Source organism: Halonotius sp. F2-221B (genome assembly GCF_046719765.1).
Classification (GTDB): Archaea; Halobacteriota; Halobacteria; order Halobacteriales; family Haloferacaceae; genus Halonotius.
Genome location: NZ_JABEBY010000019.1, coordinates 1 through 24,596 on the forward strand (window position 1 = coordinate 1; position 24,596 = coordinate 24,596).

The 24,596-nt window shown below is 61.2% G+C and carries 25 protein-coding genes, 2 tRNA genes and 1 pseudogene; 15 read left to right on the top strand and 13 right to left on the bottom strand.

Annotated elements, in window-relative coordinates:
* Window positions 1–347 precede the first annotated feature (347 nt).
* The gene (locus HKK80_RS12945) at window positions 348–1,592 is read left to right on the top strand and encodes a HEAT repeat domain-containing protein (RefSeq protein WP_411800015.1); all 1,245 of its coding nucleotides are present in this window, start codon (window positions 348–350) and stop codon (window positions 1,590–1,592) included.
* Window positions 1,593–1,598: 6 nt separating this feature from the next.
* Here HKK80_RS12945 and HKK80_RS12950 read toward each other — a convergent pair whose 3' ends face one another.
* Together HKK80_RS12950 and HKK80_RS12955 are read right to left on the bottom strand one after the other, a co-directional pair.
* Complete coding sequence (locus HKK80_RS12950) at window positions 1,599–1,961, bottom strand: hypothetical protein (RefSeq protein WP_411800016.1); 363 nt, start codon at window positions 1,959–1,961, stop codon at window positions 1,599–1,601.
* 252 nt (window positions 1,962–2,213) lie between these two features.
* Window positions 2,214–2,288 (bottom strand) — tRNA-Glu (locus HKK80_RS12955).
* A 232-nt stretch (window positions 2,289–2,520) separates the two neighbouring features.
* On the opposite strand from HKK80_RS12955, the gene nadA reads away from it, so the two are divergent.
* Genes nadA through nadC form a run of 3 tightly spaced genes read left to right on the top strand, consistent with a single transcriptional unit; the run spans window position 2,521 to window position 6,009 of the window.
* Window positions 2,521–3,654, top strand: a complete 1,134-nt coding sequence (gene nadA / locus HKK80_RS12960; protein WP_411800017.1) for a quinolinate synthase NadA — start codon at window positions 2,521–2,523, stop codon at window positions 3,652–3,654.
* Between the two features lies 1 nt (window position 3,655).
* Window positions 3,656–5,194, top strand: coding sequence for an L-aspartate oxidase (locus HKK80_RS12965; RefSeq protein ID WP_411800018.1), 1,539 nt, complete (start codon window positions 3,656–3,658; stop codon window positions 5,192–5,194).
* A complete protein-coding gene (gene nadC / locus HKK80_RS12970; RefSeq protein WP_411800019.1) occupies window positions 5,194–6,009 on the top strand; it encodes a carboxylating nicotinate-nucleotide diphosphorylase in 816 nt (271 codons plus the stop codon). The genes HKK80_RS12965 and nadC overlap by 1 nt, the downstream gene beginning before the upstream one ends.
* Window positions 6,010–6,027: 18 nt before the next feature.
* Here the strand turns inward: nadC and HKK80_RS12975 are convergent, their stop codons facing one another.
* From HKK80_RS12975 to HKK80_RS12985, 3 genes are all read right to left on the bottom strand, one after another.
* Window positions 6,028–6,879: an MOSC domain-containing protein gene (locus HKK80_RS12975; protein WP_411800020.1), complete on the bottom strand. Its 852-nt coding sequence runs from the start codon at window positions 6,877–6,879 to the stop codon at window positions 6,028–6,030.
* Between the two features lie 92 nt (window positions 6,880–6,971).
* On the bottom strand, window positions 6,972–7,715 hold the full coding sequence (psmA, locus tag HKK80_RS12980; protein WP_411800021.1) for an archaeal proteasome endopeptidase complex subunit alpha: 744 nt from the start codon (window positions 7,713–7,715) through the stop codon (window positions 6,972–6,974).
* Between the two features lie 143 nt (window positions 7,716–7,858).
* A complete protein-coding gene (locus HKK80_RS12985) occupies window positions 7,859–8,035 on the bottom strand; it encodes a hypothetical protein (RefSeq protein ID WP_411800022.1) in 177 nt (58 codons plus the stop codon).
* A 192-nt stretch (window positions 8,036–8,227) separates the two neighbouring features.
* Here HKK80_RS12985 and HKK80_RS12990 point away from each other — a divergent pair.
* Window positions 8,228–8,638 (top strand): annotated as a pseudogene (locus HKK80_RS12990) (DUF2391 family protein); the annotation flags it as partial.
* Window positions 8,639–8,662: 24 nt separating this feature from the next.
* Here the strand turns inward: HKK80_RS12990 and HKK80_RS12995 are convergent.
* The gene (locus tag HKK80_RS12995) at window positions 8,663–10,096 is read right to left on the bottom strand and encodes an ATP-binding protein (protein ID WP_411800023.1); all 1,434 of its coding nucleotides are present in this window, start codon (window positions 10,094–10,096) and stop codon (window positions 8,663–8,665) included.
* Between the two features lie 143 nt (window positions 10,097–10,239).
* On the opposite strand from HKK80_RS12995, the gene HKK80_RS13000 reads away from it, so the two are divergent.
* Entirely contained in the window at window positions 10,240–10,578 is a 339-nt protein-coding gene (locus tag HKK80_RS13000; protein WP_411800024.1) for a DUF6516 family protein, read from the top strand.
* A gap of 21 nt (window positions 10,579–10,599) precedes the next feature.
* Window positions 10,600–11,049, top strand: a complete 450-nt coding sequence (locus tag HKK80_RS13005) for a hypothetical protein (RefSeq protein ID WP_411800025.1) — start codon at window positions 10,600–10,602, stop codon at window positions 11,047–11,049.
* A gap of 280 nt (window positions 11,050–11,329) precedes the next feature.
* Here the strand turns inward: HKK80_RS13005 and HKK80_RS13010 are convergent.
* A tRNA-Thr gene (locus HKK80_RS13010) sits at window positions 11,330–11,403 on the bottom strand.
* A gap of 89 nt (window positions 11,404–11,492) precedes the next feature.
* Window positions 11,493–12,059 (bottom strand): hypoxanthine/guanine phosphoribosyltransferase, encoded by a 567-nt coding sequence (gene hpt, locus HKK80_RS13015; RefSeq protein ID WP_411800026.1) that lies wholly within the window; start codon window positions 12,057–12,059, stop codon window positions 11,493–11,495.
* A 198-nt stretch (window positions 12,060–12,257) separates the two neighbouring features.
* Here hpt and HKK80_RS13020 point away from each other — a divergent pair, with 198 nt between their 5' ends.
* Together HKK80_RS13020 and HKK80_RS13025 are read left to right on the top strand one after the other, a co-directional pair.
* A complete protein-coding gene (locus HKK80_RS13020; RefSeq protein WP_142442560.1) occupies window positions 12,258–12,524 on the top strand; it encodes an HAH_0734 family protein in 267 nt (88 codons plus the stop codon).
* Between the two features lie 47 nt (window positions 12,525–12,571).
* A complete protein-coding gene (locus tag HKK80_RS13025) occupies window positions 12,572–14,152 on the top strand; it encodes an FAD-binding domain-containing protein (protein WP_411800027.1) in 1,581 nt (526 codons plus the stop codon).
* Window position 14,153: 1 nt separating this feature from the next.
* On the opposite strand, the gene HKK80_RS13030 is transcribed toward HKK80_RS13025, so the two are convergent.
* Window positions 14,154–14,678 (bottom strand): HNH endonuclease, encoded by a 525-nt coding sequence (locus HKK80_RS13030; RefSeq protein WP_411800028.1) that lies wholly within the window; start codon window positions 14,676–14,678, stop codon window positions 14,154–14,156.
* 1,108 nt (window positions 14,679–15,786) lie between these two features.
* Here HKK80_RS13030 and HKK80_RS13035 point away from each other — a divergent pair.
* Together HKK80_RS13035 and HKK80_RS13040 are read left to right on the top strand one after the other, a co-directional pair.
* Complete coding sequence (locus HKK80_RS13035) at window positions 15,787–16,917, top strand: hypothetical protein (RefSeq protein WP_411800029.1); 1,131 nt, start codon at window positions 15,787–15,789, stop codon at window positions 16,915–16,917.
* Between the two features lie 44 nt (window positions 16,918–16,961).
* Window positions 16,962–17,855 (top strand): bifunctional methylenetetrahydrofolate dehydrogenase/methenyltetrahydrofolate cyclohydrolase, encoded by an 894-nt coding sequence (locus HKK80_RS13040; RefSeq protein WP_411800030.1) that lies wholly within the window; start codon window positions 16,962–16,964, stop codon window positions 17,853–17,855.
* Between the two features lie 3 nt (window positions 17,856–17,858).
* On the opposite strand, the gene HKK80_RS13045 is transcribed toward HKK80_RS13040, so the two are convergent.
* Together HKK80_RS13045 and HKK80_RS13050 are read right to left on the bottom strand one after the other, a co-directional pair.
* A complete protein-coding gene (locus HKK80_RS13045) occupies window positions 17,859–18,089 on the bottom strand; it encodes a flagella cluster protein (protein ID WP_411800031.1) in 231 nt (76 codons plus the stop codon).
* A 32-nt stretch (window positions 18,090–18,121) separates the two neighbouring features.
* A complete protein-coding gene (locus HKK80_RS13050; RefSeq protein ID WP_411800032.1) occupies window positions 18,122–18,985 on the bottom strand; it encodes a hypothetical protein in 864 nt (287 codons plus the stop codon).
* A gap of 267 nt (window positions 18,986–19,252) precedes the next feature.
* Between HKK80_RS13050 and HKK80_RS13055 the strand changes: the two genes are divergently transcribed.
* Window positions 19,253–19,528 carry a helix-turn-helix transcriptional regulator gene (locus HKK80_RS13055; RefSeq protein ID WP_411800033.1) on the top strand — a complete coding sequence of 92 codons (276 nt, stop codon included), beginning with the start codon at window positions 19,253–19,255 and terminating at the stop codon, window positions 19,526–19,528.
* 32 nt (window positions 19,529–19,560) lie between these two features.
* Here the strand turns inward: HKK80_RS13055 and HKK80_RS13060 are convergent, their stop codons facing one another.
* On the bottom strand, window positions 19,561–20,754 hold the full coding sequence (locus HKK80_RS13060) for an AI-2E family transporter (RefSeq protein ID WP_411800034.1): 1,194 nt from the start codon (window positions 20,752–20,754) through the stop codon (window positions 19,561–19,563).
* Between the two features lie 531 nt (window positions 20,755–21,285).
* Here HKK80_RS13060 and HKK80_RS13065 point away from each other — a divergent pair.
* The 3 genes from HKK80_RS13065 (at window position 21,286) to HKK80_RS13075 (ending at window position 24,165) form a co-directional block, all read left to right on the top strand.
* The gene (locus HKK80_RS13065) at window positions 21,286–22,224 is read left to right on the top strand and encodes an A/G-specific adenine glycosylase (RefSeq protein WP_411800035.1); all 939 of its coding nucleotides are present in this window, start codon (window positions 21,286–21,288) and stop codon (window positions 22,222–22,224) included.
* 326 nt (window positions 22,225–22,550) lie between these two features.
* The gene (locus HKK80_RS13070; protein WP_411800036.1) at window positions 22,551–22,721 is read left to right on the top strand and encodes a hypothetical protein; all 171 of its coding nucleotides are present in this window, start codon (window positions 22,551–22,553) and stop codon (window positions 22,719–22,721) included.
* Between the two features lie 367 nt (window positions 22,722–23,088).
* Window positions 23,089–24,165 carry a 2-hydroxyacid dehydrogenase gene (locus tag HKK80_RS13075; RefSeq protein WP_411800037.1) on the top strand — a complete coding sequence of 359 codons (1,077 nt, stop codon included), beginning with the start codon at window positions 23,089–23,091 and terminating at the stop codon, window positions 24,163–24,165.
* A gap of 24 nt (window positions 24,166–24,189) precedes the next feature.
* On the opposite strand, the gene HKK80_RS13080 is transcribed toward HKK80_RS13075, so the two are convergent.
* On the bottom strand, window positions 24,190–24,534 hold the full coding sequence (locus HKK80_RS13080) for a hypothetical protein (RefSeq protein ID WP_411800038.1): 345 nt from the start codon (window positions 24,532–24,534) through the stop codon (window positions 24,190–24,192).
* Window positions 24,535–24,596 lie beyond the last annotated feature (62 nt).

Below are 24,596 nucleotides of genomic sequence, written 5' to 3' on the forward strand. Positions count from 1 at the left end.
GCTGTTTCCGGCTCATTCCTGTAGATATGCTCCCAGAGAGGTTAAACTAGACAGTCTAAGTCTGAAGCTACACTCAGCGAGTTCCTGCCGCAAACAGGTGAGGAGACGGAGGAGACAGAGCGAGCGATAGCAACCACCAACTGAAAACCATCATCGATGACAGCCATCGACGACGACAGCCGTCCGCCTGTCGATGCGTCTCTGCTACAGTATCGACCGCGAATACTGTTGGACAATAAACAATAATATGACAGCTATCGATGAGTTACGACAACATAATCCACTGACAAATAAACAGTATAGAACAAAATATAGGTGAACGACAGTAGTTGTGTGATACAGCATCCATGTCGCCCGATCGCCGGCCCACCGAGACCGGGTTTCTCCATTCGATAGCGAGTAGTGGGCAGTTTACGCGATTGGCAACATACCTTGGGAGCAACGAACCGCTTGCTGTTCGACAGAAGGCAGCGAACATTCTGGCACAGTCAGCTGAATCGATCCGCGAGGGGGAGACGGCCGAGCTGACAGCACAGCTCTACACCGCCGCGATCACCGAAGCCGACGACAGCGTCCGGGCAACGATCGTTGAAACGCTCATATATCTCGACGAGCGGGCGGTCGATACGGTCGTTACACGAATCGAATCCCCCGACGCGCCGACACCAGCAACCCCACCGCCGCTGGTGTACGGCGAGTGGCTTGAGAGCGACCACGTCGAACTTCGGCTGGTCGGCATCGCTGGACTCGGACACGTTGGCAGCGACCGGATCGTGCCAAAGCTTGCGGCGGCCTGTGCCGATCACGATCCACGCGTTCAGGTGCGGGCGCTCATTGAGTGTGGTCGGCTCGGTGACCCACGCTGTGTTGACGCCGCGATCCGGTGTCTCGACAGCGACGCTGTCGAGGTTCGGACGGCCGCGGCCACCTGCCTCATTCGGATCGGCACCGACGATGCACTCGCCGCGGTCATGCCGCTGGCAAAGACGGCTGAGCCGCAGGTACAACACGCCATCCTCGACGAGATCGGAACTGTTGGCTCGCTGCGCGTCTTTGGGCTGCTGCTGTGGGCACTCACCACCGATGTACCGGAGCTACAGGAGCGGGCGGTTCGATCGATCGTGGATCTGCTGGTCAACGCCCCGGCCGACGACAGCCATACCGTCCGGATGACGGTTGGAACCCATCTCCAGCAGTATTCGTCCCACGACATCGTCCCCAAACTCCGGCCGGTCGTGACGGCCGACTCCCGGCAACGCCGCCGCAACGGGGTCTGGCTGCTCGGAGAGCTGATCGATCCAGCCGAACACACCGACTGCCTCACCGCGTTGATCGAAGCGATCGGTGATGACGACACGAAAACGGCCAACATTGCGGTCGCACAGCTCGTCAGCTACGATGAGCCTGTTATTATCGATCGGCTGGAAGCGGTCATCAAAACAGCCGACTTCGACTCCCCGGCACTGCAACGCGCCGACCACATCCGAGACCAGATCACACACAAGACAGCAACCGACCATCTGGAAGAGACCGTCGAATACACGCGGGTCAGCGATCCAGCCGACTACACGCGAAAACACGCCGAGCGATGAGGGGAACTACTTCTCGACGGTTGTATTTGACGCGCCTGGCCGCGCGGTGACCGACCCCCGTGCGGCTGTGCCCCGCGCGCGGAGAAGCTTGTACTCACGGTCGCGGTCGTATCCATCGTCGTCCGGCGGCTCAGCGGATTCGAACCGCTGGATCGCAACGCGCGGACAGCCATCGATCGAGTACCCACAGCCCCACACCCTGATATCGCTGCTGGTCTCGGCATCAACGGTCGCAGCGGCCGCCACGATCGCCGCGTACTCCGTGTCGGCAGCAAAGCTAACCTGTCTGATCTCACCGAAGAGGTGCTCCGTTGCGACCGGCGTTGCCCCGGTTTGCTCCGCGATACGTGAGATTACTGGGTGGCTCATGTGTCTGTCTGTTGTGGATTGGCCCGGCTGCTGTGTCGTGAGCACTCGCGTGAACGGGTGCCCGGTGCCCGTGTGTTGGCTGTACTGCCCGGTTGTGTGGCGTACTGCGTGTAGTTACCAGATTACCACGCGAAATGCACCTAAGTGTTCTGATTATCGAGATGAAACATCCAGATACAATCGGATGAGAGCGTTGTCAAGACGTTCGTATCGGACTGAGCGTTTACCAAGAAGAGTGGACAACTGAAGAAATGCTCCGGCAGGGATTTGAACCCTGGTCATCACCGTGAGAGGGTGATATGATTGGCCGGACTACACCACCAGAGCAGGTCGCATTCGGCTGAATGCATCCGACTGTAGCCGGGTTGGTATCAAAACAGTTGCGCTTCGACCGCCCCATGTGACAGCCTGCCGAATGACTGTGTGACGATCACCGCGTTCGTGGATGGGAAATCACCGTTGGCAATGTTATACGAATATCTACACCCGGAGTTGCGTATTGAATAGAAAACCTCTTCAATACAGGTGACGTGGTACAGATACCCAACGAACCTGACCTATGGCCAACATGGAAACAGCGACGTTCGACACGGAGCTGAGCCTTTTTAAATACGACAATCTCGAACAGCTGCCGGCGAGCCACCGCGACCTCACCGAAGCCGAACGCAAACCCCGGATCGAAGCCGCACTCGACGAACTCGGCGACGACGTAGTGATACTCGGCCACAACTACCAGCGACGCGAGATCGTCGAGCACGCCGATTTTATCGGTGATTCCTACGCCCTGAGCAAACACGCCGCCGAGGCCGACGCCGAGTACGTGATCTTCGGCGGCGTGACGTTCATGGCCGAATCCGCCGACATCATCACCGACGACGACCAGACGGTCATCCTCCCCTGTATGGAAGCCTCCTGTCCGATGGCCGGCATGGCCGAGGCCCTGCAGGTCGATGCCGCCTGGGAACAGATCACCAGCGCCGACCCAGAGAGTGAAATCATCCCGATCACCTATATGAACTCGTATGCCGACCTGAAGGCCTTCTGTGCCGAACAGGGCGGGCTGGTCTGTACCTCCTCGAACGCCCACAAGGCCTTCGAGTGGGCCTTCGAGCGCGGCGACAAAGTGCTGTTCCTCCCCGACAAACACCTCGGCGAGAACACCGCCCACCGCCTCGGCATGGAGGATTCCATCGCCGAGTGGAACCCGTGGGATCCAGAAGCGAAGGATGCCGACGAACTCGAAGAGAGCGAAATCGTGCTCTGGGACGGCTACTGCCAGGTTCACGAACGCTTTACCGCCGACCACATCGCCGACGTGCGCGAGCGACACCCCGACGCCAACGTCGTCGTCCACCCCGAGTGTCGCCGCGAAGTCGTCGAAGCCGCCGACGTTGTCGGCAGCACAGCGACGATCACCGAAGTCGTCGAGGCGGCCGACACCGGTGAGACGTGGGCAATCGGCACCGAAATCCACCTCGCCAACCATCTCGACCGCTGGCACGACGACGTGAACGTGGTGCCACTCTGTGGCGACGCGTGTATGGACTGCGACGCGATGCGCCAGATCGATCCCAACTACCTGACGTGGGTGCTCGAAGAATTAGCGGCGGGACGGGAGCACAACGTCGTTGAGGTCGCCCCCGAAGAGAAGGAACTCGCCGGTGTCGCCCTCGACCGCATGCTGGAGCTCTAAGATGACACCGAACACACCAACAGCAGACGCCGCCCGCACCGCCGACGTGCTCGTCGTCGGCTCCGGGATCGCCGGCTGTGCAGCCGCTCTCGCCGCCGCGCGCGAAGGCGAAGAGGTACTGCTGGTCACGAAGGCCAGCGAACCCGAAGACGCCGCCTCCGACTGGGCCCAGGGCGGCATCGCTACCACCCGTGGCGACCCCGACTCGCTGAAAGCCGACATCATTGACGCCAGCGCGGGCGTCGCCGACCCCGAGGCGGTCGACGTGCTCGTCGAGAACGCCGCCGACGCCGTCCGCGACGTGCTGATCGAGACGCTCGGCGTCGAGTTCGACACCCTCGACGACGAGTACGACTTCGCACAGGAGGCCGCCCACTCCGAGGATCGCATCCTCCATGTCGATGCCGCAACCGGCCAGCACGTCCTCCGGCCGTTTCTCTCGTATCTCGGCAGTGTCGACAATGTCGAGATCCTCGAATCGACAGCCGCCCTGGAACTCCTGCGCCACGAGGGCCGCGTCCACGGCGCGCTGCTCGATACCGACCCCGACGGCGAGCCCGTTTTTGCCGGCGCGACGATCCTTGCGACAGGTGGCATCGGCGACTGCTTCGAGCAATCAACCAACCCGCCGGGCTCGACGGGCGACGGGATCGCCATGGCGTTTCTCGCCGGCGCCGAGGTCGAGGACATGGAGTACGTCCAGTTCCACCCGACCGCGGCCGATGTCGAGGAACCATTCCTGCTGAGTGAGGCAGTTCGCGGCGAGGGAGCCCTCTTGCGTAATGCCGACGGCGAGCGGTTCATGCCGGAGTACCACGCCGACGCCGAACTCGCGCCGCGGGATGTCGTCGCCCGCGCCGTCCAAGACGAGATCGACGCGACCGGCGGCGTGACGCTCGACGTGCGTCCGCTAGCCGAACCGTTCAACGAGGCGTTTCCCAATCTGGCCGAGAAGTGCGCCGACCACGGGATCGATCCCGCCGATGGGATTCCGGTCGCGCCCTGCGAGCACTTCCTCTGTGGCGGCGTCACCGTCGACGACCGGGGGCGGGCAAGCCTCGACCGCCTCTATGCCGCCGGCGAATGCGCCCGAACCGGCGTCCACGGTGCGAACCGACTGGCCTCGACAAGTCTGCTGGAAGGCCTCGTCTGGGGGCTGCGTGCTGGCCGCGATGCGGCGGGCTTCGAGCCCGAAGCCATCGAGTACCAGCGGCTCCAGAACAGCGACCCCGCCCTGCCCGACCGCTTTGCCGGCGAGAAATTCAATCGCTTGCAGCGCGTCGTCAGCGACGAACTCGGCCTCCGGCGAACGAGCGGCGGGATCGACAGCGCGCGTGGTATCCTCCGCCGACTCAAAGGCGAGGTCGACGCCTACACCCGGACGCGAACCTCCCGCAGCCTCTATGAACTCCGCAACGCGACGGTCGTCGCGATCCTGATCGCCAACGCGGCCGCCGAGAACAGCGAGAGCGTCGGCTGTCACTATCTCGTCGAGGAGCACGAAACCGAATCGGCGGTAGCAGCGACAAACGGAGACTGATGCTCACGGCCGATCAGATCGACCGGTGGCTGCAAGAGGATATCGGTCACCACGACGTGACAAACGACGTAGACGGCGAGACGCATGGCCGACTCGTCGCCAAGGCGTCAGGCGTCGCCGCCGGCATCGACGCGGCCGGAGCCGTCTTCGACCACCTCGGCGTCGACGCCGACCGTGAGGCCGTCGACGGCGACGCCGTCGACGTGGGCGAAACCGTGCTCACGACGAACGGCCCCGCCCGCGAGACGCTCCGGGCCGAACGCGTCGCGGTCAACCTCGCGGGCCACGCCTCGGGCGTCGCCTCAAAGACTAGGGAAGCCGTCGACCGTGCGAGCGAAGTCGCCGACAACGTACGGATCGCCGGCACGCGAAAGACGACGCCTGGCTTGCGCGGCATCGAGAAACGCGCGGTCGTCGCTGGCGGCGGCGACAGCCACCGGCTCAACCTCTCACATATGGTGATGATCAAGGACAACCATATCGCCGAGCTGGGGCTCGAAGCCGCCATCGAGCGGTTCCGCGAGCGGGCCTCGTTTGCGACGAAGCTCGAAGTCGAAGCCGAGTCAGCCGATCAGGCCCGCCGTGCAGCCACAGCGGGTGCCGACATCGTCCTGTTGGACAACATGACGCCGGCCGAGACCGAAGCCGCTGTCAACGCGCTCGGTGACAACGCTGCCGATGTGCTGACCGAAGCCAGCGGCGGCATCAGCCTCGACGACGTGGCCGACTACGCCGCCACCGGCGTCGACATCATCTCGATGGGCTCGCTGACGCACTCGGCTCCGAGTCTCGATTTCTCGTTCCGAACGTGGTGAGCAGCGGCGGCCCTCGCGCTACTCGGCCGGCACCGGCGTCTCGTCGGCTGGCACCGTCTCGCCGACGGTCAACTCGTCGCCGACGGCGATTGAGTCGCCCCAACTTGCCTCGGGAACCGCGGTGTTGACCATCAGCCGGAAGTCGTGGTCGAACCAGTCGCTACCACTCCAGTCGGGCATCGTCGCCCGCCGTTGCCCGATGAACGTTTCGTTGAAGCCCTCGATTTCCTCGCCGGTGTCGGGATCGCGGCTCGGAACAACACACCGCTGACAGGGGTTGACGCCGACAAATTCAACGTCGCCAATCGAGAACCGAACGCGGCTGTCGCGGTCGGCAAAGAGCTGATCCTCCCAGAACGCCGGCACGCCGCTGATGACGATATTCGGTCGGAGGCGACGACGCATTTCGTCGGGTTCGACGCCGTCGAACCAGCCGGCGACAGTGTCGATAGTCGCCTCGCTGATGATCGTCGGCCCCGAGGCGGTGGTGTCGTCGGGAAAGCCGCCCGCGCGGTTACGGTCGAGGGTGACGGGGTAGCCGAACCACTCGCCGAGCCAGTCGGTGAGAGAGCCCGATGAGTCGCTGTCGGCACCGGTGAGGTCGAACTGACGTGAGGCCTGCTCCGGCGTCGACAATGTGACCGTCTCCGCGTGCACAGTCTCGCCGTCGTAGGTCGCACGGATGGGATGGATCTGCGGGTCGTTTTTTCCGTTGACGTAATCGTCGTCGCCGTCGAACAGCGCGTACTCGCGGTCGCCGGCGAGACCGCCGTTGGTGACGATCCCGACACGTTCGACTGGCCGGGCGTCAAGTGATTTGATCGGATAAATACATAGGTGTTCGACCGTTGCCGACTCCGGGGGGTGCATGTCGGTCGAACAGCATGCCGAATAGAAAATCCGTCGGTTCCACAAAATATTCGCTGGCGGCGATAGCGGCGGCGGCCGCGTGATCCGCCCCCTTACTCGTCGTCCGTGTCGGCGTCGAGGTCGATGTCGGCGTCGTCGAAGACAGCCTCGATTTCCTCGACGGTCAGCGACCTGAAGCCGTCATCGTCGGTGAGGGTAGAAATGCTGACCTCCGTCGGGCCGAGTTCGTCGGTCGCGACGCGGAGCGCGCGCACCGCCAGCGCGAGGCCGTCGTCGTGGCTGATATCCTCGTCCCACTCCTCTTCGAGGAACTCCTGGATGTCCGCGCCGGAGCCGCCGATGACCGTCGCCTTCCACTCGTTGGGTGTTCCCGAGGGGTCGGCCGCGAACAGTCGTGGCTCGCCGTTTTCGATCCCCCCGATGAGCAGGGCTGCCCCGTACGGCCGGGTGCCGCCGCGCTGAGTGTTCTCCTGAATGTGGTCGGTGAGTTCCTTCGTGAGTGCTTCCACGTCAATCGGCTCGCCGTAGCGGAGCTGGCTGACTTGGCCCTGTCGACGGGCGAAGTCGATCAGCTGACGGGCGTCGGCGACGTGGCCCGCGGAGGCCGCACCGACGTGGTCGTCGATCTTATGTAGCTTTTCGATGCTCTCGGATTCCATCAGCGACGAGCCAGCGCGGCTCTGTGCGGCCAGCACAACGCCGTCGGCCGTCCGGATGCCGACGCTTGGCGCGCCACGGGAGACGGCCTCCCGGGCGTACTCGACCTGATAGATGCGACCGTCCGGCGAAAACAGCGACGTGCCGCGGTCGTACGCCTGCTGGTCGTTACCTCTCATCGCTGCCCTCCAAACCGGCGACCGACTGCGTACTGATTCATCTGTTCGCTCCTATGAGACCGATAGGAAAAACCCTTGCTACCCGTTCCGGCCTACTAACCGATGGTGCTGTCCGCGCTGTATGGCCGCCGCAGACAACCGCCTCAGCCGGCCCACCCACCCGGCATGTCGCCGTCAACACGCTCACGCCACAGCTCAAAAGCCTCGTTGCAGTCGGGGTGCGACTCGATGTGCTCCATGAACCCGGCCCCGGCGGAGCCGATCGGTCGCTCACAGAACGGACACCGGTTTGGCTCAACGGGATTGGTAGCTGTTGCCATGTCGCATACTTTGTCGCCAGCTATATAACGATTGTGCACGATTCGCCTAGGTTTCTGTCGGAACACCGCGCCAGATCACGCAGAGTGGGTGAAACATGCGTCCAGTCGACGGTGAGTGTCGACAGATGCCACCACGCTACCAGCCGGTAGCTCTTCCACCCAGCATGCCAAAGAGTGGGTATGAACAAATGACGAAAACACAAGCTCGCCGACACCGCCCAACAGATCGTCGGCGGGTTTCTGCTGGCCGGGCCGTTCGTCGTTACCGAGGAGGTGTGGTCGCTCGCCCGCAATATGACGCCGCTACACAGCGTCGTCCTCGTCGGTGCCGTGATGGCGATCGGTTACGGGGGGTTGTACGGCGCGGACAACGACCGCGATCCACGGCGGGAGGCGGCGGTCGCTGGCATCCCGGTTCGCTTCATCTCGGTGCTGATCGTCGCCTTCGGCTCTGTCGGCGCGCTCGCGGTCGCTATCACCGCGCCGGCTGTCTTCCTGAGTGATCTTGAGCCAGCGGCCCGCACAGCAGTCACCATCCGAGCGATCAGTATTGCTGCCGTCTTCAGTGTTGTTGGGGCTGTAACGACCGATAGCCTGTTTTGAGGTGGTGTGGCGGTCGCCAGCGGATTAGTCGATATTCGGGTCGTAGATCTGGAGTTCGACGGCGAACACCGCCCCGGTTGGCTCGTTGTCCGCGACCCAGATCTCGCCGTTGTACTGATCGACCAGCTTCGAGACGAGATACAGCCCGATCCCCGACCCCGGGCTCTCGGCACCCTTGCGACCCTTCTCGAAGACAGCCTCCTTTTCGCTGTCGGGGACGCCCGGCCCGTTGTCGGCGATCCGGAGGACGACCGTTGTCGCCGTCTGTTCGGCAGTGATCTCGATCGCAGGGGCACCGGTGTCGTTGTGTCGGATGGCGTTTGTGAGGAGGTTGCCGATCACCGACGACAACAGTTCGTTTGCCCGAACGACGGCGTCGATATCGTCGCCGACGGTGATCGTTACGTCGTCGTGTTTTGAGCGGAGTTTGCTGACTTCAGTGTCGACGATCCCGCCGAGATCGATCGCTTCGAGATCAACGGTGGTCGTTCCCTCGATTGAGTCCACGAAATCCTTGGCGATCTGGGCGAGTTCCGCGATATGGTTGCTCGTTTCTCTGATCCGGTCAACCATCTCGATGGCTTCCGGGTCGGTGTGCTCGGGGAGCACGCCCGCCCAGCCGGAGATGACGCTGACATCGTTTTTGATGTCGTGGCTGACGATCCGGTTGATGAAGGTGAGCTCCTCTTTTTTGCGGCGCAGCTGCTCTTCGTTGTGTTTCTGAAGCGTGATCTCCCGGGTGACGATCTGAACGGAGTCCGTCTCGCTGCCGGTCGCCAGCGGAACGACGATGTTGTGAAAATGGCGGAGACCGATGCTGTCCTGAAAGGTGACGACGCTACCGGCGGTGCGTGCCCGGCGGCCCTGTGTCAGACGATTGTCAGCAACATCTTCGGGGAGGATCGACGACAGCTGCTGGCCGACAAGCTCGTCGGTGGTGGTGTTGAACGCCCGCGCCATCGTCTCGTTGGCGGCCAGAATCGTCCCATCCAAGCGGATCTGACTGATCTCGTCGGGGGCGTTGTCGACGAGTCGCTCGTATTTCTGCTGGGTGCGGTGTCGATCGACAACGTTGTCGATGCGGTTGGCGAGCAGTTCGAGCGCGTCGGCCTCGTTGATGTCCTGTTTGAGGATATACTCGTCGACACCCTTGCGGATCGCGCGGCTGGCGACCGTCTCATCGCCCTCGCTGGTGACCAGAATAAACGGCACGTCAGTCTTGTCGACGATGGCGTCATACAGCTCCAAGCCGGTGAGATCCGGCATCTGGTAGTCGCTCACGAGACAGTCGACGGCTCCCTCGGCGGCGATAGACACCGCCTCCCGGGGATCGGTGACGGCGGTCGTTGCCATCCCGTGTTCTTCGCTGAGTGTCTCGGCGACCAGGTTGGCAAAGAACTCACTATCGTCAACGACGAGAATCGAGAGTGGTTCGGGTTCCACCATGTGGGTGGTCATGGGTTCTAACGTGCGCAGGGGGCTTAATCCTGCGTATTCGCGCGTCAGCTGCTGTAATAGCGTTGTCACGAGAACAGCGAAAATGTGTATTGGTCTATTAACCAATGAATTTATGCTATTGGCTACAGTACCAATACAGGAGGATGGACGCGCCGACCGACGCGGAGTTAGACGGCGTCCAGGAGGTGAAAACCTACCCTGACGGAACTGTCGTCCGTGTACTGTGCATGCGGACAAACCGTGAGGCGTACCCCTCAGGGTGGGCGTACAAACTCCACTACGGCGCGACAGAGCCGAACCCGCCGCACACGCTCAACGATGGGACGATTCGCAGATACGATAACTCCCACGAGGCCACGAAAGGGCACGAACTGCATCTCGCGCCGGATCCAGACCCAGAGATAATCGAGTTTCCTGGGATGGGAGAGCTCTGGGAGCAGTTCTGGAGCGAGATTCCGAAAGCCGAGTTCGAGGTGCCGTGAAACCAACCACTGGTGATAGCAATGACCAACTCCACACCCCCACTCCACCCGATGGAACGCGAACAGTTGCACGCCGAATCAACGCTCATCGTGACGGTAAAATCGTCCAGCGAGTTCCACGACGACGTTGCCGACGGCATCAAGACACTCGACCGCGGAGAGACAGTCGGTTCGTCGCCGACGCTCTCGTTTTCCAGCTACGACGAGCTGATGTCAACGCTGACACCGCGTGTCCTTGATCTCATCGAAGCGATCCGCCACGAGGAGCCGGCCAGCATCAACGAGACCGCCCGCGTCGTCGACCGCGACGTGAAGAACGTCCACGAAGAGCTGAGTCAACTCGCTCAACTGGGCATCATTTTCTTCGAGGAGGACGGCCAGCGAAAGCGGCCGGTCGTCTGGTTTGACCAACTCGTCATCAGTCTCCCGTTCGAGCCGGAAGCCGGTGACACGGCTGCGGCAACGAGTTAGACAAGTCACGTACTGGCTCTGTGACTGAACGTGGAGACACCGATACGCTTCATGTCGTCATGAGCTTTGACCTCTGGTAGTAACACAGCGTTACTCCTTTTTCAAAATCGCTGTACTTCAGAGTCCCGCATCGGTTACCTAAACAAATGTTGCACCCCGGATTGCAGAATTTGTTGCCGATAAACCTAATCAAATGTCACTGTTTGGGCTACCAACTAATGATAAAACACCGTCGCCTTGTGGTGGTTAGTGTATCAGTAGGAGAACGTAGTGAACCGAAAGCCGGAGGAGGGAATTGAACCCTCGGCCTAATCCTTACGAAGGATTCGCTCTGCCAGGCTGAGCTACTCCGGCACGCCGTCGTTGGCTACTACTTCCTTTCTGGATTGCGGAAATAAGGGTTGCGAAACAGCCGCCGCGCCGGCGGTGGCATCGCCGCCGTCTTAGTCGTCGCCCATCGGATCGGTAATCTCGACCTCGCCGTCCTCGACGGTCACGTTGATCAGCGTCTTGACGTGGTAGTCGGTCTCATCAAGATCGTTCGGGCCGGCCTTCTTGATCACCGCGACCACATCGGCGATCTCGGTGCCGATCTCGGTGAGCGCGTCGAGGATCGCCGCCATCGTCCCACCCGTCGAGAGCACATCGTCGAGGACGAGCACGCGGTCACCGGGCTCAACGTCGTTGATATACATCTCCGATTCGGAGTAGCCGGTCTGTTTCGACAGCGACACCTCGCCGTCAAGCCCGTAGGAGCGTTTGCGGATGACGACAAGCGGGATATCGGTCATCAGCGAGACGGCCGTCGAGATGTGGATGCCCATGGCGGCGGGCGTGACGATCTTGTCGACGTTTTCGATCTCGGCCTTCCGAATGATTCGGATGACGATCTCCCGCAGCAGTTCGGGGCGGAGCATCGGAACCCCGTCGCTGATCGGATGGACGAAATACTCGTAGTCGCCCTTTTCGATGATCGGTGCCTCAAGAAGCGACTGCTGCAAGCGATCCATATCTCCTCTTCGCCAGACGAGACCTAAAGATGACGATCCCGACAGCGGGAGCACGGCGGGCGACGGCGACGAACAGTGGTGGGCGAGGTCTGGCGAGTACGAGGTGGACGACGTTTAGCGAGACACGGTGGACGATCCCTCGCGAGGAAGAACCGCCCGCATCGAAGCCATTAACAGCCAGCCAGTCGAAGCCCGGGTATGCAACATCTCATCGTCACCGGCGACCCCGGGATCCGCAAGGGTGCGATCATCGACTACGATGGGCGCGAGCAGATCTGCTTTTCGATCCAGCGACAGGGCGACTGGCACGGCCCCGATGAGGTTCAGCTGTGGTGTACGATCGGCACCGAGGACGAACACGAAACCTTCGAAAAACGGGAGTACGTACCTAATTGGCTTGATGTCGACACCATCGACGCCGACTCGCTTGATGTGATCCAAGCCGACAACGAGCTTTCTGTCTAAGTACCGGTCGACGCATGGGTTTTGTCGCTGGCGACCCATGAAGGGGTATGGCTTCCGAGGGGTCGCTTCCGAGCGGGCTCCCCGCGTCGTCAGCGATCCCCGATCTCCGCGACAGCGAGACGACCGGAACGGTTGTCTGGCACCGAAACGGGCTTCGGCTCGGCGACCACCCCGCCGTCGCCGCTGTCGAGACCGACCGGCTGCTGCCGCTGTTCATCTTTGATCCCGCCTTCTACGGAGCCGACGGGCTCGCCTGCGATAGCCGACTCGCGTTTTTACACGAGTGTTTGGCGGATCTCGACGGCCAGTACCGCGGGGTCGGTGAGGAGGGTCTGAGCTACGCCCACGGCGATCCGGTGGCGATCTGTCGGCGGTTCGCCGACCGCGGCTGGCAGGTTGTCGCCGCCCAACAGCCGACCGGTCGGTACGGACGCCGACGGGATCAGGCAGCCGCCCACGCAGCCGACGTCCGGTTCGTCCACGGCGACGGCCTCCGGCGATCGGCACCAACCCGAGCAGACTGGAGCGATCACATCGAGGCGTTTCTGACCGCCGACCCCCACGACTGGAACCCGGATGCCGTCGAGATCGACTCCTGTGCGACGGGGGTAACGATCCCCGCGATCGACGAAACCTACGATATCGAGCCAACCAAACAGCAGGTGCCGACCGGTGGCACCGCGGCCGGCTGGGAGCGGCTGGCGGCGTTCGTCGACGATATCGATGCGTACCCGGGGAGCATCTCCGATCCGATGGCAGCCCGAGAGGGCACCAGCGGCCTCTCGCCGTACCTCGCCTTCGGCTGTCTGTCCGTCCGGCAGGTCTATCAGTACGTGATCGAGCACGCCCCGGAGACTCGCGCACGCGAGATGTTCGTCTCGCGGCTGTTTTGGAACCGCCACTACACCCAAAAACTCGCCGACTGGCACGGCTGGCTGGATACCGCGGTCAACCCTGTTTTGGAGGGGTTCAACCGCGACCGGCACGATCCCGCGTTGGTCGCGGCGTGGAAAGCCGGCGAGACAGGGTTTCCGATGGTCGATGCGAGCATGCGGTGTCTTGCGGAAACCGGCTGGCTGAACTTCCGGATGCGGGCGATGTGTGCCTCGGCGTACTTCCATCTCCTCCAGCAGCCGTGGCAGATCGGTGCGGATCACTTCTACGGCGAGCTGATCGATGCCGACGCGGCGATCAACTACACGCAGTGGCAGTCCCAGTGTGGGCTGCTTGGCGTCCCGGGGCTTCGGCTGTACAACCCCCGCAAACAGGTTCGTGACCACGAGCAGGCCGCGGCCTTCATTCGGCGGTGGGTGCCGGAGTTGGAGCCGCTGCCGGCCGCACAGCTCGATCAGCCGGAGTCGACGCCGCCACACATCCAGCAGACCTGTGGCGTCGAGATCGGCGACACCTATCCGTACCCGGTCGTCGAGTACGAATCGGCCCGCGAGGAGTTCACACAACGGTACAGCGAGCGACAGGCCGAGGCCGCCGCCGCGCTCGGCGATCCGGCGGTCGCCGCACGAGCGTCGCTGTCGGGCGGCCGCGAGCGGGCGACAGCGATCGCCGACGAACACGGGGAAGCGACGACAACAGGCAGTCAGTCCTCGCTGGATCAGTTTGAGACGTAGCTTAGGTTGTCAGATCGCCGTCGATATACTTCTCGGTGAGCGAGTCGGCTTCGGTGACACAGCCGTACTCCGCAAACCGCGCATAGAGAATCCAGTAGTACGCCGGGCTGTGGGTATCCTCGGCTTCCGGGAGGCTCTGGACGGTGTTGACGATCGGATCGATGCTTTCGACCAGCTCGTCGGCGTCCATCTCGCCGGTGATCCCGCCTGCTGCATCGCGGTAGGCGGTCGCCAGCTTTTCGGTGGCGATCACGCCGAAATACGCGAAATCAACCTCGGGGCGTGTGCCGGTGTCGACGTAGTCGGCAAAGACCGGTTCGTACTCCTCGGGCTCAAGGAAGTCATCAGGCGCGTACCGCGCGCAGTGGCGACACAGCATGGCGATGTTGTCAGGGTTGTCGCTGCCACCGGCCGCCGACGGGACAATCTGGTGTTCGACCAGCTCCTCGAAGGGGATCTGGTGACCGCACTTCTCACAGGCGGCCACGTCAGGATCATGTTCAGTGGTATCAGCCCCCGCAGACATATCCAACGGTAGGACGCTCCCTGTATTTAGTTATACTTGGACAACAGCTCACACACGCAGCACCGCGACACATCGAGACAACAGCTCCGCTGGCCGACCGAGAAGCACCACCGGGGCGACTACCGCGACAGCATCCAGAGGAATCCGATGACAGCGATGATGACGACCACGACGACAACCCCTGTGAGGACGACAACCTCCTGTGTAGCCGCCGGATTCGCTGACTCACCGATCATACCGCACCCAACAGGCGGGATAGATAAAACTGTAGGGCCCGCTGATCGGCTCAAAACGGTGTGTCGAACGAACGATCCTGAGTTGCTGATGCCAGCGATGCGACCGCTGGTGACTTGGGTACTGACGACGGTGACGAGCGACCAGCGCAGTCGGAACTGACACGCGAATCGATACCGTATCGGAAAAGACGGCGAGGTGGTGTCTCAGTTATCAGTGTTGAAGCCCGTGATTGTGTGTCAGTTAGACAGCTTCACAGGCTGTATCTGTACTAATCAGCGTGTTAGTAATAAACCTAGTTCCCAAAATATCATAGTTGATATCAAGATGGCGGACTGTATTCCAACGTATCGGCAGCCAACAGACAAAAATATCGCTCCCGAAACCTGCAGGTCGGAGAACACAGCCATCACAGCCGCTATCGGTCGTGTACGAACGAGTGTTTGTCAAAGATCACGCGCTGAGCCAGCCGATTGAACCGCCCACCTGGTGTCTGAAATAGGGTTCACCATGTTCAGCACTGAGAACCGAGACACCAGATGGACAGATGGGCGTACGATGGCGGCTGTATTAAACGTAACGCGTTTCCGAGAGTTGTCGTCGGCGAAATCGGGCATAGCTGGCCGAACAAAAAACAAAAGATCGACAAGTAGTTCGAATATATTCTGCGGTACACGGCACAACGCGCTCCAGTAGAAAACAAAATTTCAGTCATATAGTTTTGTGCCGCTGTTTTCACAGATACGTTCCTGTCAAGTGACAAAAAATACAATATTAAACGTGTAGCTCCGAGTGCCCATATGTCTCGTCATGCAAGTACGGACGGCGCGCCCGGCACCGCGCCGCACTCACCCGCGAGGTGGAGGATCGACCGATGACTAACGGCACCACAGCTGGGACGGCGATCGACCCATATGAGGAGCGGATCCTTGCGACCGCCGCGGCGCGGCCGGAGCTAACCGCCGCCGAGATCGCCGACCAAACCGGCCATATCGTCCCGACAGTTCGTGACACCCTCGAAGCCCACGGCGACAGCATCGACGCCCGAGAAGATCAGCCGGCAGCCGGCAGCAAACCGATCGACTCGGCGTCGTTCAACGCCACCGAACGGGCTGTCCTTGAGGCGGCGTTACGGGAGCCACACTCGACAAACAGGGAGATCGCAACGCGCGTCAACACCCACGTTGGATTGGTTCGGGACATCCGCGAGGAATACGAGGCGGTGGCAACGCTGCCCGACGACGAATCGACGGACGCAGCGGCCGGCGAGTCAGCGATGGAGTTCGATCAAGAGCTGCTCTCGTCGGCCCAAGAGGAGATCCTTGAGCTGGTGAGAGCAGATCCGTCGCTCACGAACGCGGAGATCGCCGAGCGAACCGGCAATCGCCTCCCGCTGGTTCGTGATACGATCGCCGCCCACGGCCCCGGGGGAGCGACACGACGGCGCGCGGGTGGCCCGAAACCAACCGATTCGGCGTCGTTCAACGAAACCGAACAGGCTGTCCTCGAAGCGGCATTGCGGAACCCAGAGGCAACCAACAAGGCGATCGCCGCCCGCGTCGACACCCACGTCGGATTAGTCCGGGATATCCGCGACGCCTACGAGGAGGACGCGACACTCCCGGACGGTCACGAGGGCAAGACGGCGGCCTCGACAGCCGACAGCGACGACGCCGATCGGGACGAACTCTCGGCAACCCAACGGGCGATCCTTGAAGTAGCCGCCGACAGCACGGAACGAACCTACGCCGATATCGCCGAGCAGACCGGGGCCCGGCTCCCGCTGGTCAGAGACACGCTCGAAACATACGATCCAGATGCGGTGGTCGCGGGAACAACAACCGACACCGCGGAGTCGACCGCGGAGCGCTCCGAGAGCCAACAGCGGATCATCGAGCACGCGGCGGCCAACCCGACACAGACGTACGCCGAGATCGCCGCAGCAACGGACACTCGGCTCCCACTGGTCAGAGATACCCTCGAAGCCCACGGCGACGAGAAGTAGCGCGTTCCGAATCCTTTTGCCGATCCCCGACCCTCATCCGTCTAATGACCGAGATCATCGACGGCAACGCCGTCGCCAGCGAGATCCGCAGCGAGATCAGCGGCTGTGTCGAAACACTCACCGAGGCCGGCGTGACACCGGGGTTGGCGACCGTCCTGATGAGCGACGATCCCGCCAGTGAGACCTACGTCTCGATGAAACAGCAGGACTGTGAGGAGGTCGGCATCAACGGGATCCACGTCGAAATCGAGCCCGACGCCCCAAGCGAGGAACTCTTCGAAACCATCGATCGGCTCAACGACGACCCCGAGGTACACGGGATCTTGGTGCAGCTGCCGGTGCCCGACCACGTCGACAAGCGCGCGGTCATCCGCGCGATCGATCCCGCGAAGGATGTCGATGGCTTCCACCCCGAAAACGTCGGCCGCCTTGTCGCCGGCGACGCCCGGTTCAAACCCTGTACCCCCCACGGCGTCCAGAAGCTCCTGGAGGCCTACGAGATCGACACCGAGGGGGCCGATGCCGTCGTCGTCGGCCGCTCGGATATCGTCGGCAAACCCCTTGCGAATCTCCTGATCCAGAAGGCCCCACAGGGGAACGCGACGACGACGGTCTGTCACTCCCGCACCGACGACCTGGCGGCGAAAACGAGCACAGCGGATATCGTCATCGCCGCCGCGGGTGTTCCGGAGTTGATCGATGGTTCGATGCTCAAGGAGGGGGCGACCGTCATCGACGTGGGCGTCAACCGTGTCGACGCCGACACCGATAAGGGGTACAAACTCGTCGGCGATGTCGACTACGAGAGCGCGAAATCCGTCGCCGGTGCGATCACGCCCGTCCCCGGCGGTGTCGGCCCGATGACGCGGGCGATGTTGCTGTACAACACGGTTGCCGCCGCCAGCGACCACCACGACATCGAGATCGAGCTCCCGTAGTCGTCAGTGCCGAAACAGGTAGACGCCGTCGTCCTGATTCAAGAGGCAGAACCGCGCGCCGTCATTTTCGGGAAACTGTTGTTCGCGGCCGCGGAGGATAAACAATCGATCAAAGACGGCCGCACAGACCGGACAGGAGACACCGTCGCGGTTGTCGTACAGCCCGGTGTCGCTGCTTTCTCTGAGCTGTTTCATCTGATGGCGGTGGTCGTGGATATCGAACGGCTCCGGCATGGGTAGCGCAAGGAACGAGTGGGGTTTGGGTGTTATGCTTGTGCCAACCGCCGCAGTCGATCACGGGCTGCTGTGAGCGCGTCATCGTCGCCCGTCCGGAGATACCGGCCGACAGCGCGGGCACTCTCGACAACGTCGGTGGCGACCGCCGGCTCGACATCGCCCTGCAGCGCGTTGAGACGGTTGACGTGATCCCGAAGCTGGCTGAGAGTCGTCGCAGCCGCCGCATCCGGTGTCGCATCCAGCCAGGTGCGGAGATCGCTGCAGTAGGCATCGACGGCGTCGGCGGCGGCCAACCCCCACGCTTCCCGAAGCTCGCTCGGCACCTGTGCGGCGGTCAGTTCGGTACTGTGAGCGTCGTCAGCGTCGACAGCGTCGACAGCGTCGGTACCAGCCGTTTCGGTGTCGGCAGCGGTGTCACCGTTGTCACCGCCGTCAACGTCGCGAGCTGCTGTCTCGGCGTCAGCAGCATCGCTTGCTGCGCCAGCAGCATCGTCGGTCAGTGTTTCGTATAGCGATAACAGGTATAATTCCGCATCGGCGGTCGGTTCGCGGCGACGAGCGAGGATATCGACGGTGTGCAGCAGCGTTCGGGCTGTGAGGTAGCGATCGTCAAGCGGTTGGAGCTCGCCGCCGTTGATGAAGCCGCGCTTGCGGGTGTACTCACGCAGCACCGCCTTGAGGTCGGCCGCGTACTCCGCGACCGGCTCCGCGGCGATCTGTGCCTGAAACTGTGCAAGCGACAGCGCGGCCGGCGTGTCGGTGTGGAGCTGCCGGTCGTCATCACGGCCGACGCTGCGAAGCGAGCCGCAGTTCGGACAGGCGACGCTGCCGGTCTCGTAGTACGACCACTCGGTGGCACAGGCCTGACAGACGCGCTGCCCGCGGATCTTCATACCGCGTGTTGCCGACGCAGCCAAAAAGGGATTCGGGAGCACAGCGGCATGTTGGTTGAAAGACAGAATCGCCGGAACGCGGCGTGAATCGTTCGTATATCGGCCGTCACATACAGCGACGCAAAAGCGAACCAACAAGTAAACACGATAACATTCTAGTGTTGATCTGACGATCTGAGGGCTAGCAAACCCGAAATATCGCGTCGCGCTGTTGTGAGTCGATATATTTATTTGAATAAAAGAATAACAGCAAAACGGACAGTATCCATGTACGACCTCACAGGGTTTCAGCGTGATCTGCTGTACGTGATCGCCGGCCTCGACGAGCCCCATGGCCTTGCGATCAAAGACGAACTCGAATCGTACTACGAAAAGGAGATCCACCACGGCCGGCTGTATCCGAACCTCGATACCCTCGTCGACAAAGGGCTCGTCGAGAAGGGCCAACGCGACCGGCGGACGAACTTCTATACGCTCACCCGCCGCGGCAGCCGCGAGATCGATGCCCGCGCCGAGTGGGAAGCACAGTATCTCGAAGCGTAGCCCAACCCTGTCGACGACGCCCTGGTTTTCGGTCAGGTTTCACCCGATTCATCATCGGAAGCCGATGTCGGGGGCTGCTCCGTTGCTGATCGTTCGGCCACACCGGTATCAGCGAACCGCTGGAGCGTCGACTGGGTGTCGTGGGGAGCCGGCGACGACCCGAGATCCAGCGATGGGACGACGACCATCGCAAACTGGACAACCACAACCAGCAGGGCCGGCATGAGAAACAGACCGTACCAGCCGAAAAACAGCGGCCCAAGAATGTACGCAAGCATGAGCGATCCGATGTGGACGTTCTTCCCGGAGACATACGGCCGCAGGAGGAAATCCGGGATCGAATCAACGACGACGATCGAGACGACAGCAAAGAGCGCAACAAACCACAGACTCTCGCCGCCGGCGGTCAGCACACCGCGGACGGCCATATAGAGGGCGACCGGCACGTAGATGATCTTCATGCCAACGATCGGGATCAAACTCGCTGCACCGGCAAGCAGGCCAACGAGGGCGGCCGCCGGGATCGCCGCTCCGGCGGGTGCAAACACGTTCAACACCGAGTAGGCGATGACAGCGATGGTGCCGGTGATGATCGCGTTGAGGATATTGCCGAAAAAGATGCTGCTCAGATCGCGGTCGACCGACCGCAGGAACGCCGCAAAAACCGTCTCGCGGGTGTCAAGCGTGGTGTGGAACCACCGGGCGAGGCGGTCGTCATCGCGGAGCAGATAGAAGGCAAAGACGGCGACTGCAAGCAGGTTGATGAGGATGACACCGAGGGTTGTCGCCGTTTCGGCGACCGACACCACGGAGTCGAGGATCGACCCCGAAAACGCCCCTGTCAGCAGCTCCTGGGCCGCCGGCGACAACAGAAACGAGGGATCGGTCAGCCGGCTGTAGGTTTCGGGATCGATGCCGAGCTGTCGGGGACCGAACGCGGGGACGTTCGTCAGCCGCCGCAGCTCCCGAGAGACGATGAGCAGCGCGTAGCCGACCAGCAGAAACATCGGCAACACAAGCGTGATGATCGAGAGGCCGGCGGCGATGGTCGGATGGCCGATCCGAGCCACCAGCTGGCGGTACACCGGTCGGGCGGCGTAGTAGACGAACAGCCCAACAACGACGAGCCCGATGAATGAGCTGAGGATGTAGCCGATCGCCCCCAGCAGGACGATCCCGGCAAGCAGCCACAGCGGATGGTCGCGGACGACCGAGCGGAGGGACATACCACTGTGGGCGGGAGGCCCGGAAAAAAGGATACCGGCTCACAGGATCGACAGCCCGGAGCGGATACATCTGATATCAAATTTGAAAATTTCAGCGGTGGATATTTATGTTCGTGCCAGCATCGTTCAGGTAGTCCCTTGAGTTATTCAAGGCGACTACCCCCCGAACAGGTGTGGAAGTTCCCCCGACTTCCCTTCCTTCAAGCAACACTCTTCCTGCCAGTTACAACAACGCTCGTCGTCGCGACAAGATGAACTCCCACCCGTCATCAGCGTCATCAATCAGGTGTTCCAACACAGCTGCTTGTTGGCTCCGGTACTGTCTACAGGAGATAGCTGTGACTCTCGGAGATCATCGCATAAAGGAAAAGGCGACATTGCCCCCCCTTAGACCCCGCTACCCCACTGGCATGGTGGTAGCACTGCAATCAGTACGTTATACCCCCTACCTCATTATTATTTCGGTCAGCCAACAACAGCTTGCACCCCCAGAACAGTAGGCCTAAACCGACCGATTACCGATCCCCACCAATGCGTGAGTCCGACGACGGCGAGGGTGTGGCAACCCGCCCGGATGATCTCGCCGGGATGCGCAGGCAGTTGATCGGGTGGTATGAGGCCGATCACCGCGAGCATCCGTGGCGGGAGACCGACGATCCCTACGCGATCCTTGTCTCGGAGATCATGAGCCAACAGACCCAACTGGATCGCGTGGTCGACGCATGGAAGGAGTTCCTCGACCGCTGGCCGACCGCCGAAGCGTTGGCCGACGCCGCCCGCGGCGACGTAGTCTCGTTTTGGAGCGATCACAGCCTCGGCTACAACAACCGCGCGACATATCTCCACGAAGCCGCCGGCCAGATCGTCGACGACTACGACGGCGAGTGTCCCGAAACGCCCGGGGAGCTCCAGGAGTTGATGGGTGTCGGCCCTTACACCGCCAACGCTGTCGCCTCGTTTGCGTTCAACAACGGCGACGCCGTCGTCGACACCAACGTCAAACGCGTGCTGTATCGCGCCTTTTCGGAGATCCACAATACAGAGAATCCGCCGTATCAGGCCTTAGCGGACGAGTTACTGCCGGAAGGGGAGTCAAACGTATGGAATAACGCAATCATGGAACTCGGCGGTGTTGCATGTCAGAAGACGCCACGCTGTGACGAAGCAGGGTGTCCGTGGCGGGAGTGGTGTGATGCCTACGCCACGGGAGACTTCACCGCGCCAGACGTGCCGACGCAACCGAGTTTCGAAGGGAGTCGCCGCCAGTTCCGTGGGCGTGTCATCGAGGTATTATCAGCGCACGATGAGTTGACGCTTGATGAACTTGGGCCGCGTATCCGAGTTGATTATGCGCCTGAAGGAACCCATGGACGTGAGTGGCTACATGATCTGCTTGCTGACCTTGCAGACGACGGGTTGGTTGATTTGACAGAGCAGGAAGACGCAACAATAGCACGACTTCAGCGTTGAATTGAGGTTCTTGCCTAACTGGGCCAAACGAGGATCAGTTTAGTGACATTGTTACTGCTTGGCGTGCAAGATACGCGCGCTCTATCCACCACCTGGCGCGCTATTCGATCCAGTGGTTGGCAGATAGCCGAGTGACCGATAGAGAGGTGAACACAGTATATCCAGCCCTCATGCTGTGGCTCAAGGCATAAGTGTTCGTTCAATCAGGAATCCTACTGCGCGATCCAAACATCTTAACCGATTATTGTGTACTTAGCTAATAAGTAGCGCATAAAGGCGGTGATATCTGGTTTAAATTTATATACATTGGCTAATATTGTGAATCCATGTCTGATATTGAAAAACTGTACGACAGTAAGTATGCTACTGAAGATTGTGAGATCTTAATCGAAGAGAAGACACTCGCAACTGTCGACCCAGTATCACGGCTCCACCCTGAGGTAGAAAGCTACGATACCACCGACGATGTCGTCAGTGTCCGAATCGATACCAGTTGATCAATCACTGCTGAAAATTTTGTCGGCCCGCTTGGGCTGCCTGCAGCTTCCATTGGCACCTCGATGAGACGGCCCATCTCATTGGCGCGCGTTACCGCAATATGCAATATCGACCGTCCCATCGCTTCCCTCCGTGATGCCGGTGACACCAAAACGTTCTGTAGCCAAGCGGTCAGCCAGCTACGTCTCTTCTGAGCCATCAGTGCTAACGGACTACACGACACCACCGGAAGACTCAGTCATTAGCATGCGATCGTGCTCAGGTTGAAAGAGAATATCGGTGGGAAGCCTGTACGGGTAAGTGAGAATATTCGACAGGGTTAAGCCACACGTACTGTTATCTAAATTGTAGAGAAAACACAATATTATGAACATATTCATCAGTTCAAATTTTGCTGAAGCCGGAATTGAGCGACTAACCGATCTCGGGTTCGATGTCACGTTCGATCCGATTGAGAGCCGTGACGGCCGAATGTCGGTTGAGACACTGGAACAGCGATTGGACGGTGTTGACATCTTCATCTCCGGGTTTGAGGGTGTGCCAGCTGAGCTCATGGACGCTGCCGATGATCTCAAACTAATCGCCTGTCCGCGCGGTGGCCCTGAAGCCAGCGTGGATATTGATGCCGCGACCGACCGTGGGATTCCCGTTCTGTATGCACCGGGCAGAAACGCGGAGACTGTTGCCGACCACACGATGGGACTACTGTTGGCTGCCACGAGAAATATTGCACAGGCCCACCACCGACTGCGGATGGGCAAAGATACCGGCACCCCAAAGGAGGACGCCGCCGCAGGTGGCGAGCGTGAGGATGTCACATGGGGAATCGGTGCCGACTCGCCGTACACGACGCTTCGAGGGCCGGAACTTCGTGGCCGGACGCTCGGTATCGTTGGCTTTAGCCGGATCGGACGCCGGGTTGCAAAGCGAGCCCGCGACGGCTTTGGGATGGACGTAGTCGCCTACGATCCGTTTGTTGACCATGTTGAGATGGAACCGTTCAACGTCGACAAGGTGACCGATGTCCAATCACTGTGTCAACAAAGCGATATCGTCAGCCTTCATGCCGCAGTTGCACCCGGCTCGCGCAATATGATCGGCCCGGCAGAATTCGCGGCGATGCCCGACGACGGCTACTTTATCAACACAGCACGGGCCGCCCTCATCGAAGACGGCGCGCTGCTCGAAGCGCTTGAGACAAACGAGATACAGGGTGCGGCACTCGATGTGTACCCTGAAGAGCCGATCGCCGAAGACGACCCGCTGTTGGAGATGGAAAACGTTGTTACAACACCGCATATCGCCTCGGCATCACAGGATGTCATCGATCGCCACAGTGAACTCACGGTAAACGATATCGAAGCATTGGTCAACGATGAACAGCCCATGCATGTCGTCAATCCTGAGACACTGACCGACTTCACGCTCGGCGAGGTGGCGTAACGCCGGTACGATCATCGGGGCGCGCTACACCGCGATACCGTCGCTAACATCGATTCTCGGCGTCGCCCTTGTCTCACACAAGACACCGGCCGGCGATGCCGCCGCGTGCCGGCTGGCTGACCGGAATCGGTCGGTCGTCGCACTCCTGTTGTCGGCGGCGGCCGCTGGGTTGAGCGCACTGCCAGTCGGAATGACCGGGTTGTCGCCGCCGCCGATGTTTCGCGGGCTCCTGTTTGGGTTCGGTGCTGGCGTCTTCCTCCATGTCGCCGTCGACCTCCTACCGGAGTGTACCGCCGGCAGTGACACGTACCCGTCGACGCCGCAGGCGACAGCGACGCCCATCGCTTTCAGAATCGGCTGCGCACCCATGCCGCGGTGAGTTCACTCGGCGGGGCGGCAGCCGTCTTCGCTGCGTAGCTGGTCGTTGTCTA

Excerpts from the sequence above, each read along its gene's own strand:
- HKK80_RS13060 (WP_411800034.1), bottom strand. The coding sequence starts at position 20,754 with ATGTCCCTCCGCTCGGTCGTCCGCGACCATCCGCTGTGGCTGCTTGCC.
- HKK80_RS13065 (WP_411800035.1), top strand. The coding sequence starts at position 21,286 with ATGCGTGAGTCCGACGACGGCGAGGGTGTGGCAACCCGCCCGGATGAT.
- nadA (WP_411800017.1), top strand. The coding sequence starts at position 2,521 with ATGGCCAACATGGAAACAGCGACGTTCGACACGGAGCTGAGCCTTTTT.
- HKK80_RS12995 (WP_411800023.1), bottom strand. The coding sequence starts at position 10,096 with ATGACCACCCACATGGTGGAACCCGAACCACTCTCGATTCTCGTCGTT.
- HKK80_RS13020 (WP_142442560.1), top strand. The coding sequence starts at position 12,258 with ATGCAACATCTCATCGTCACCGGCGACCCCGGGATCCGCAAGGGTGCG.
- HKK80_RS13070 (WP_411800036.1), top strand. The coding sequence starts at position 22,551 with ATGTCTGATATTGAAAAACTGTACGACAGTAAGTATGCTACTGAAGAT.
- HKK80_RS13000 (WP_411800024.1), top strand. The coding sequence starts at position 10,240 with ATGGACGCGCCGACCGACGCGGAGTTAGACGGCGTCCAGGAGGTGAAA.
- HKK80_RS13005 (WP_411800025.1), top strand. The coding sequence starts at position 10,600 with ATGACCAACTCCACACCCCCACTCCACCCGATGGAACGCGAACAGTTG.
- hpt (WP_411800026.1), bottom strand. The coding sequence starts at position 12,059 with ATGGATCGCTTGCAGCAGTCGCTTCTTGAGGCACCGATCATCGAAAAG.
- HKK80_RS13080 (WP_411800038.1), bottom strand. The coding sequence starts at position 24,534 with ATGGGTGCGCAGCCGATTCTGAAAGCGATGGGCGTCGCTGTCGCCTGC.
- HKK80_RS13055 (WP_411800033.1), top strand. The coding sequence starts at position 19,253 with ATGTACGACCTCACAGGGTTTCAGCGTGATCTGCTGTACGTGATCGCC.
- HKK80_RS13030 (WP_411800028.1), bottom strand. The coding sequence starts at position 14,678 with ATGTCTGCGGGGGCTGATACCACTGAACATGATCCTGACGTGGCCGCC.
- psmA (WP_411800021.1), bottom strand. The coding sequence starts at position 7,715 with ATGAGAGGTAACGACCAGCAGGCGTACGACCGCGGCACGTCGCTGTTT.
- HKK80_RS12975 (WP_411800020.1), bottom strand. The coding sequence starts at position 6,879 with ATGCACCCCCCGGAGTCGGCAACGGTCGAACACCTATGTATTTATCCG.
- HKK80_RS13025 (WP_411800027.1), top strand. The coding sequence starts at position 12,572 with ATGGCTTCCGAGGGGTCGCTTCCGAGCGGGCTCCCCGCGTCGTCAGCG.
- HKK80_RS12945 (WP_411800015.1), top strand. The coding sequence starts at position 348 with ATGTCGCCCGATCGCCGGCCCACCGAGACCGGGTTTCTCCATTCGATA.
- HKK80_RS13040 (WP_411800030.1), top strand. The coding sequence starts at position 16,962 with ATGACCGAGATCATCGACGGCAACGCCGTCGCCAGCGAGATCCGCAGC.
- HKK80_RS13035 (WP_411800029.1), top strand. The coding sequence starts at position 15,787 with ATGACTAACGGCACCACAGCTGGGACGGCGATCGACCCATATGAGGAG.
- HKK80_RS13075 (WP_411800037.1), top strand. The coding sequence starts at position 23,089 with ATGAACATATTCATCAGTTCAAATTTTGCTGAAGCCGGAATTGAGCGA.
- HKK80_RS12965 (WP_411800018.1), top strand. The coding sequence starts at position 3,656 with ATGACACCGAACACACCAACAGCAGACGCCGCCCGCACCGCCGACGTG.
- nadC (WP_411800019.1), top strand. The coding sequence starts at position 5,194 with ATGCTCACGGCCGATCAGATCGACCGGTGGCTGCAAGAGGATATCGGT.
- HKK80_RS12950 (WP_411800016.1), bottom strand. The coding sequence starts at position 1,961 with ATGAGCCACCCAGTAATCTCACGTATCGCGGAGCAAACCGGGGCAACG.
- HKK80_RS12985 (WP_411800022.1), bottom strand. The coding sequence starts at position 8,035 with ATGGCAACAGCTACCAATCCCGTTGAGCCAAACCGGTGTCCGTTCTGT.
- HKK80_RS13050 (WP_411800032.1), bottom strand. The coding sequence starts at position 18,985 with ATGAAGATCCGCGGGCAGCGCGTCTGTCAGGCCTGTGCCACCGAGTGG.
- HKK80_RS13045 (WP_411800031.1), bottom strand. The coding sequence starts at position 18,089 with ATGCCGGAGCCGTTCGATATCCACGACCACCGCCATCAGATGAAACAG.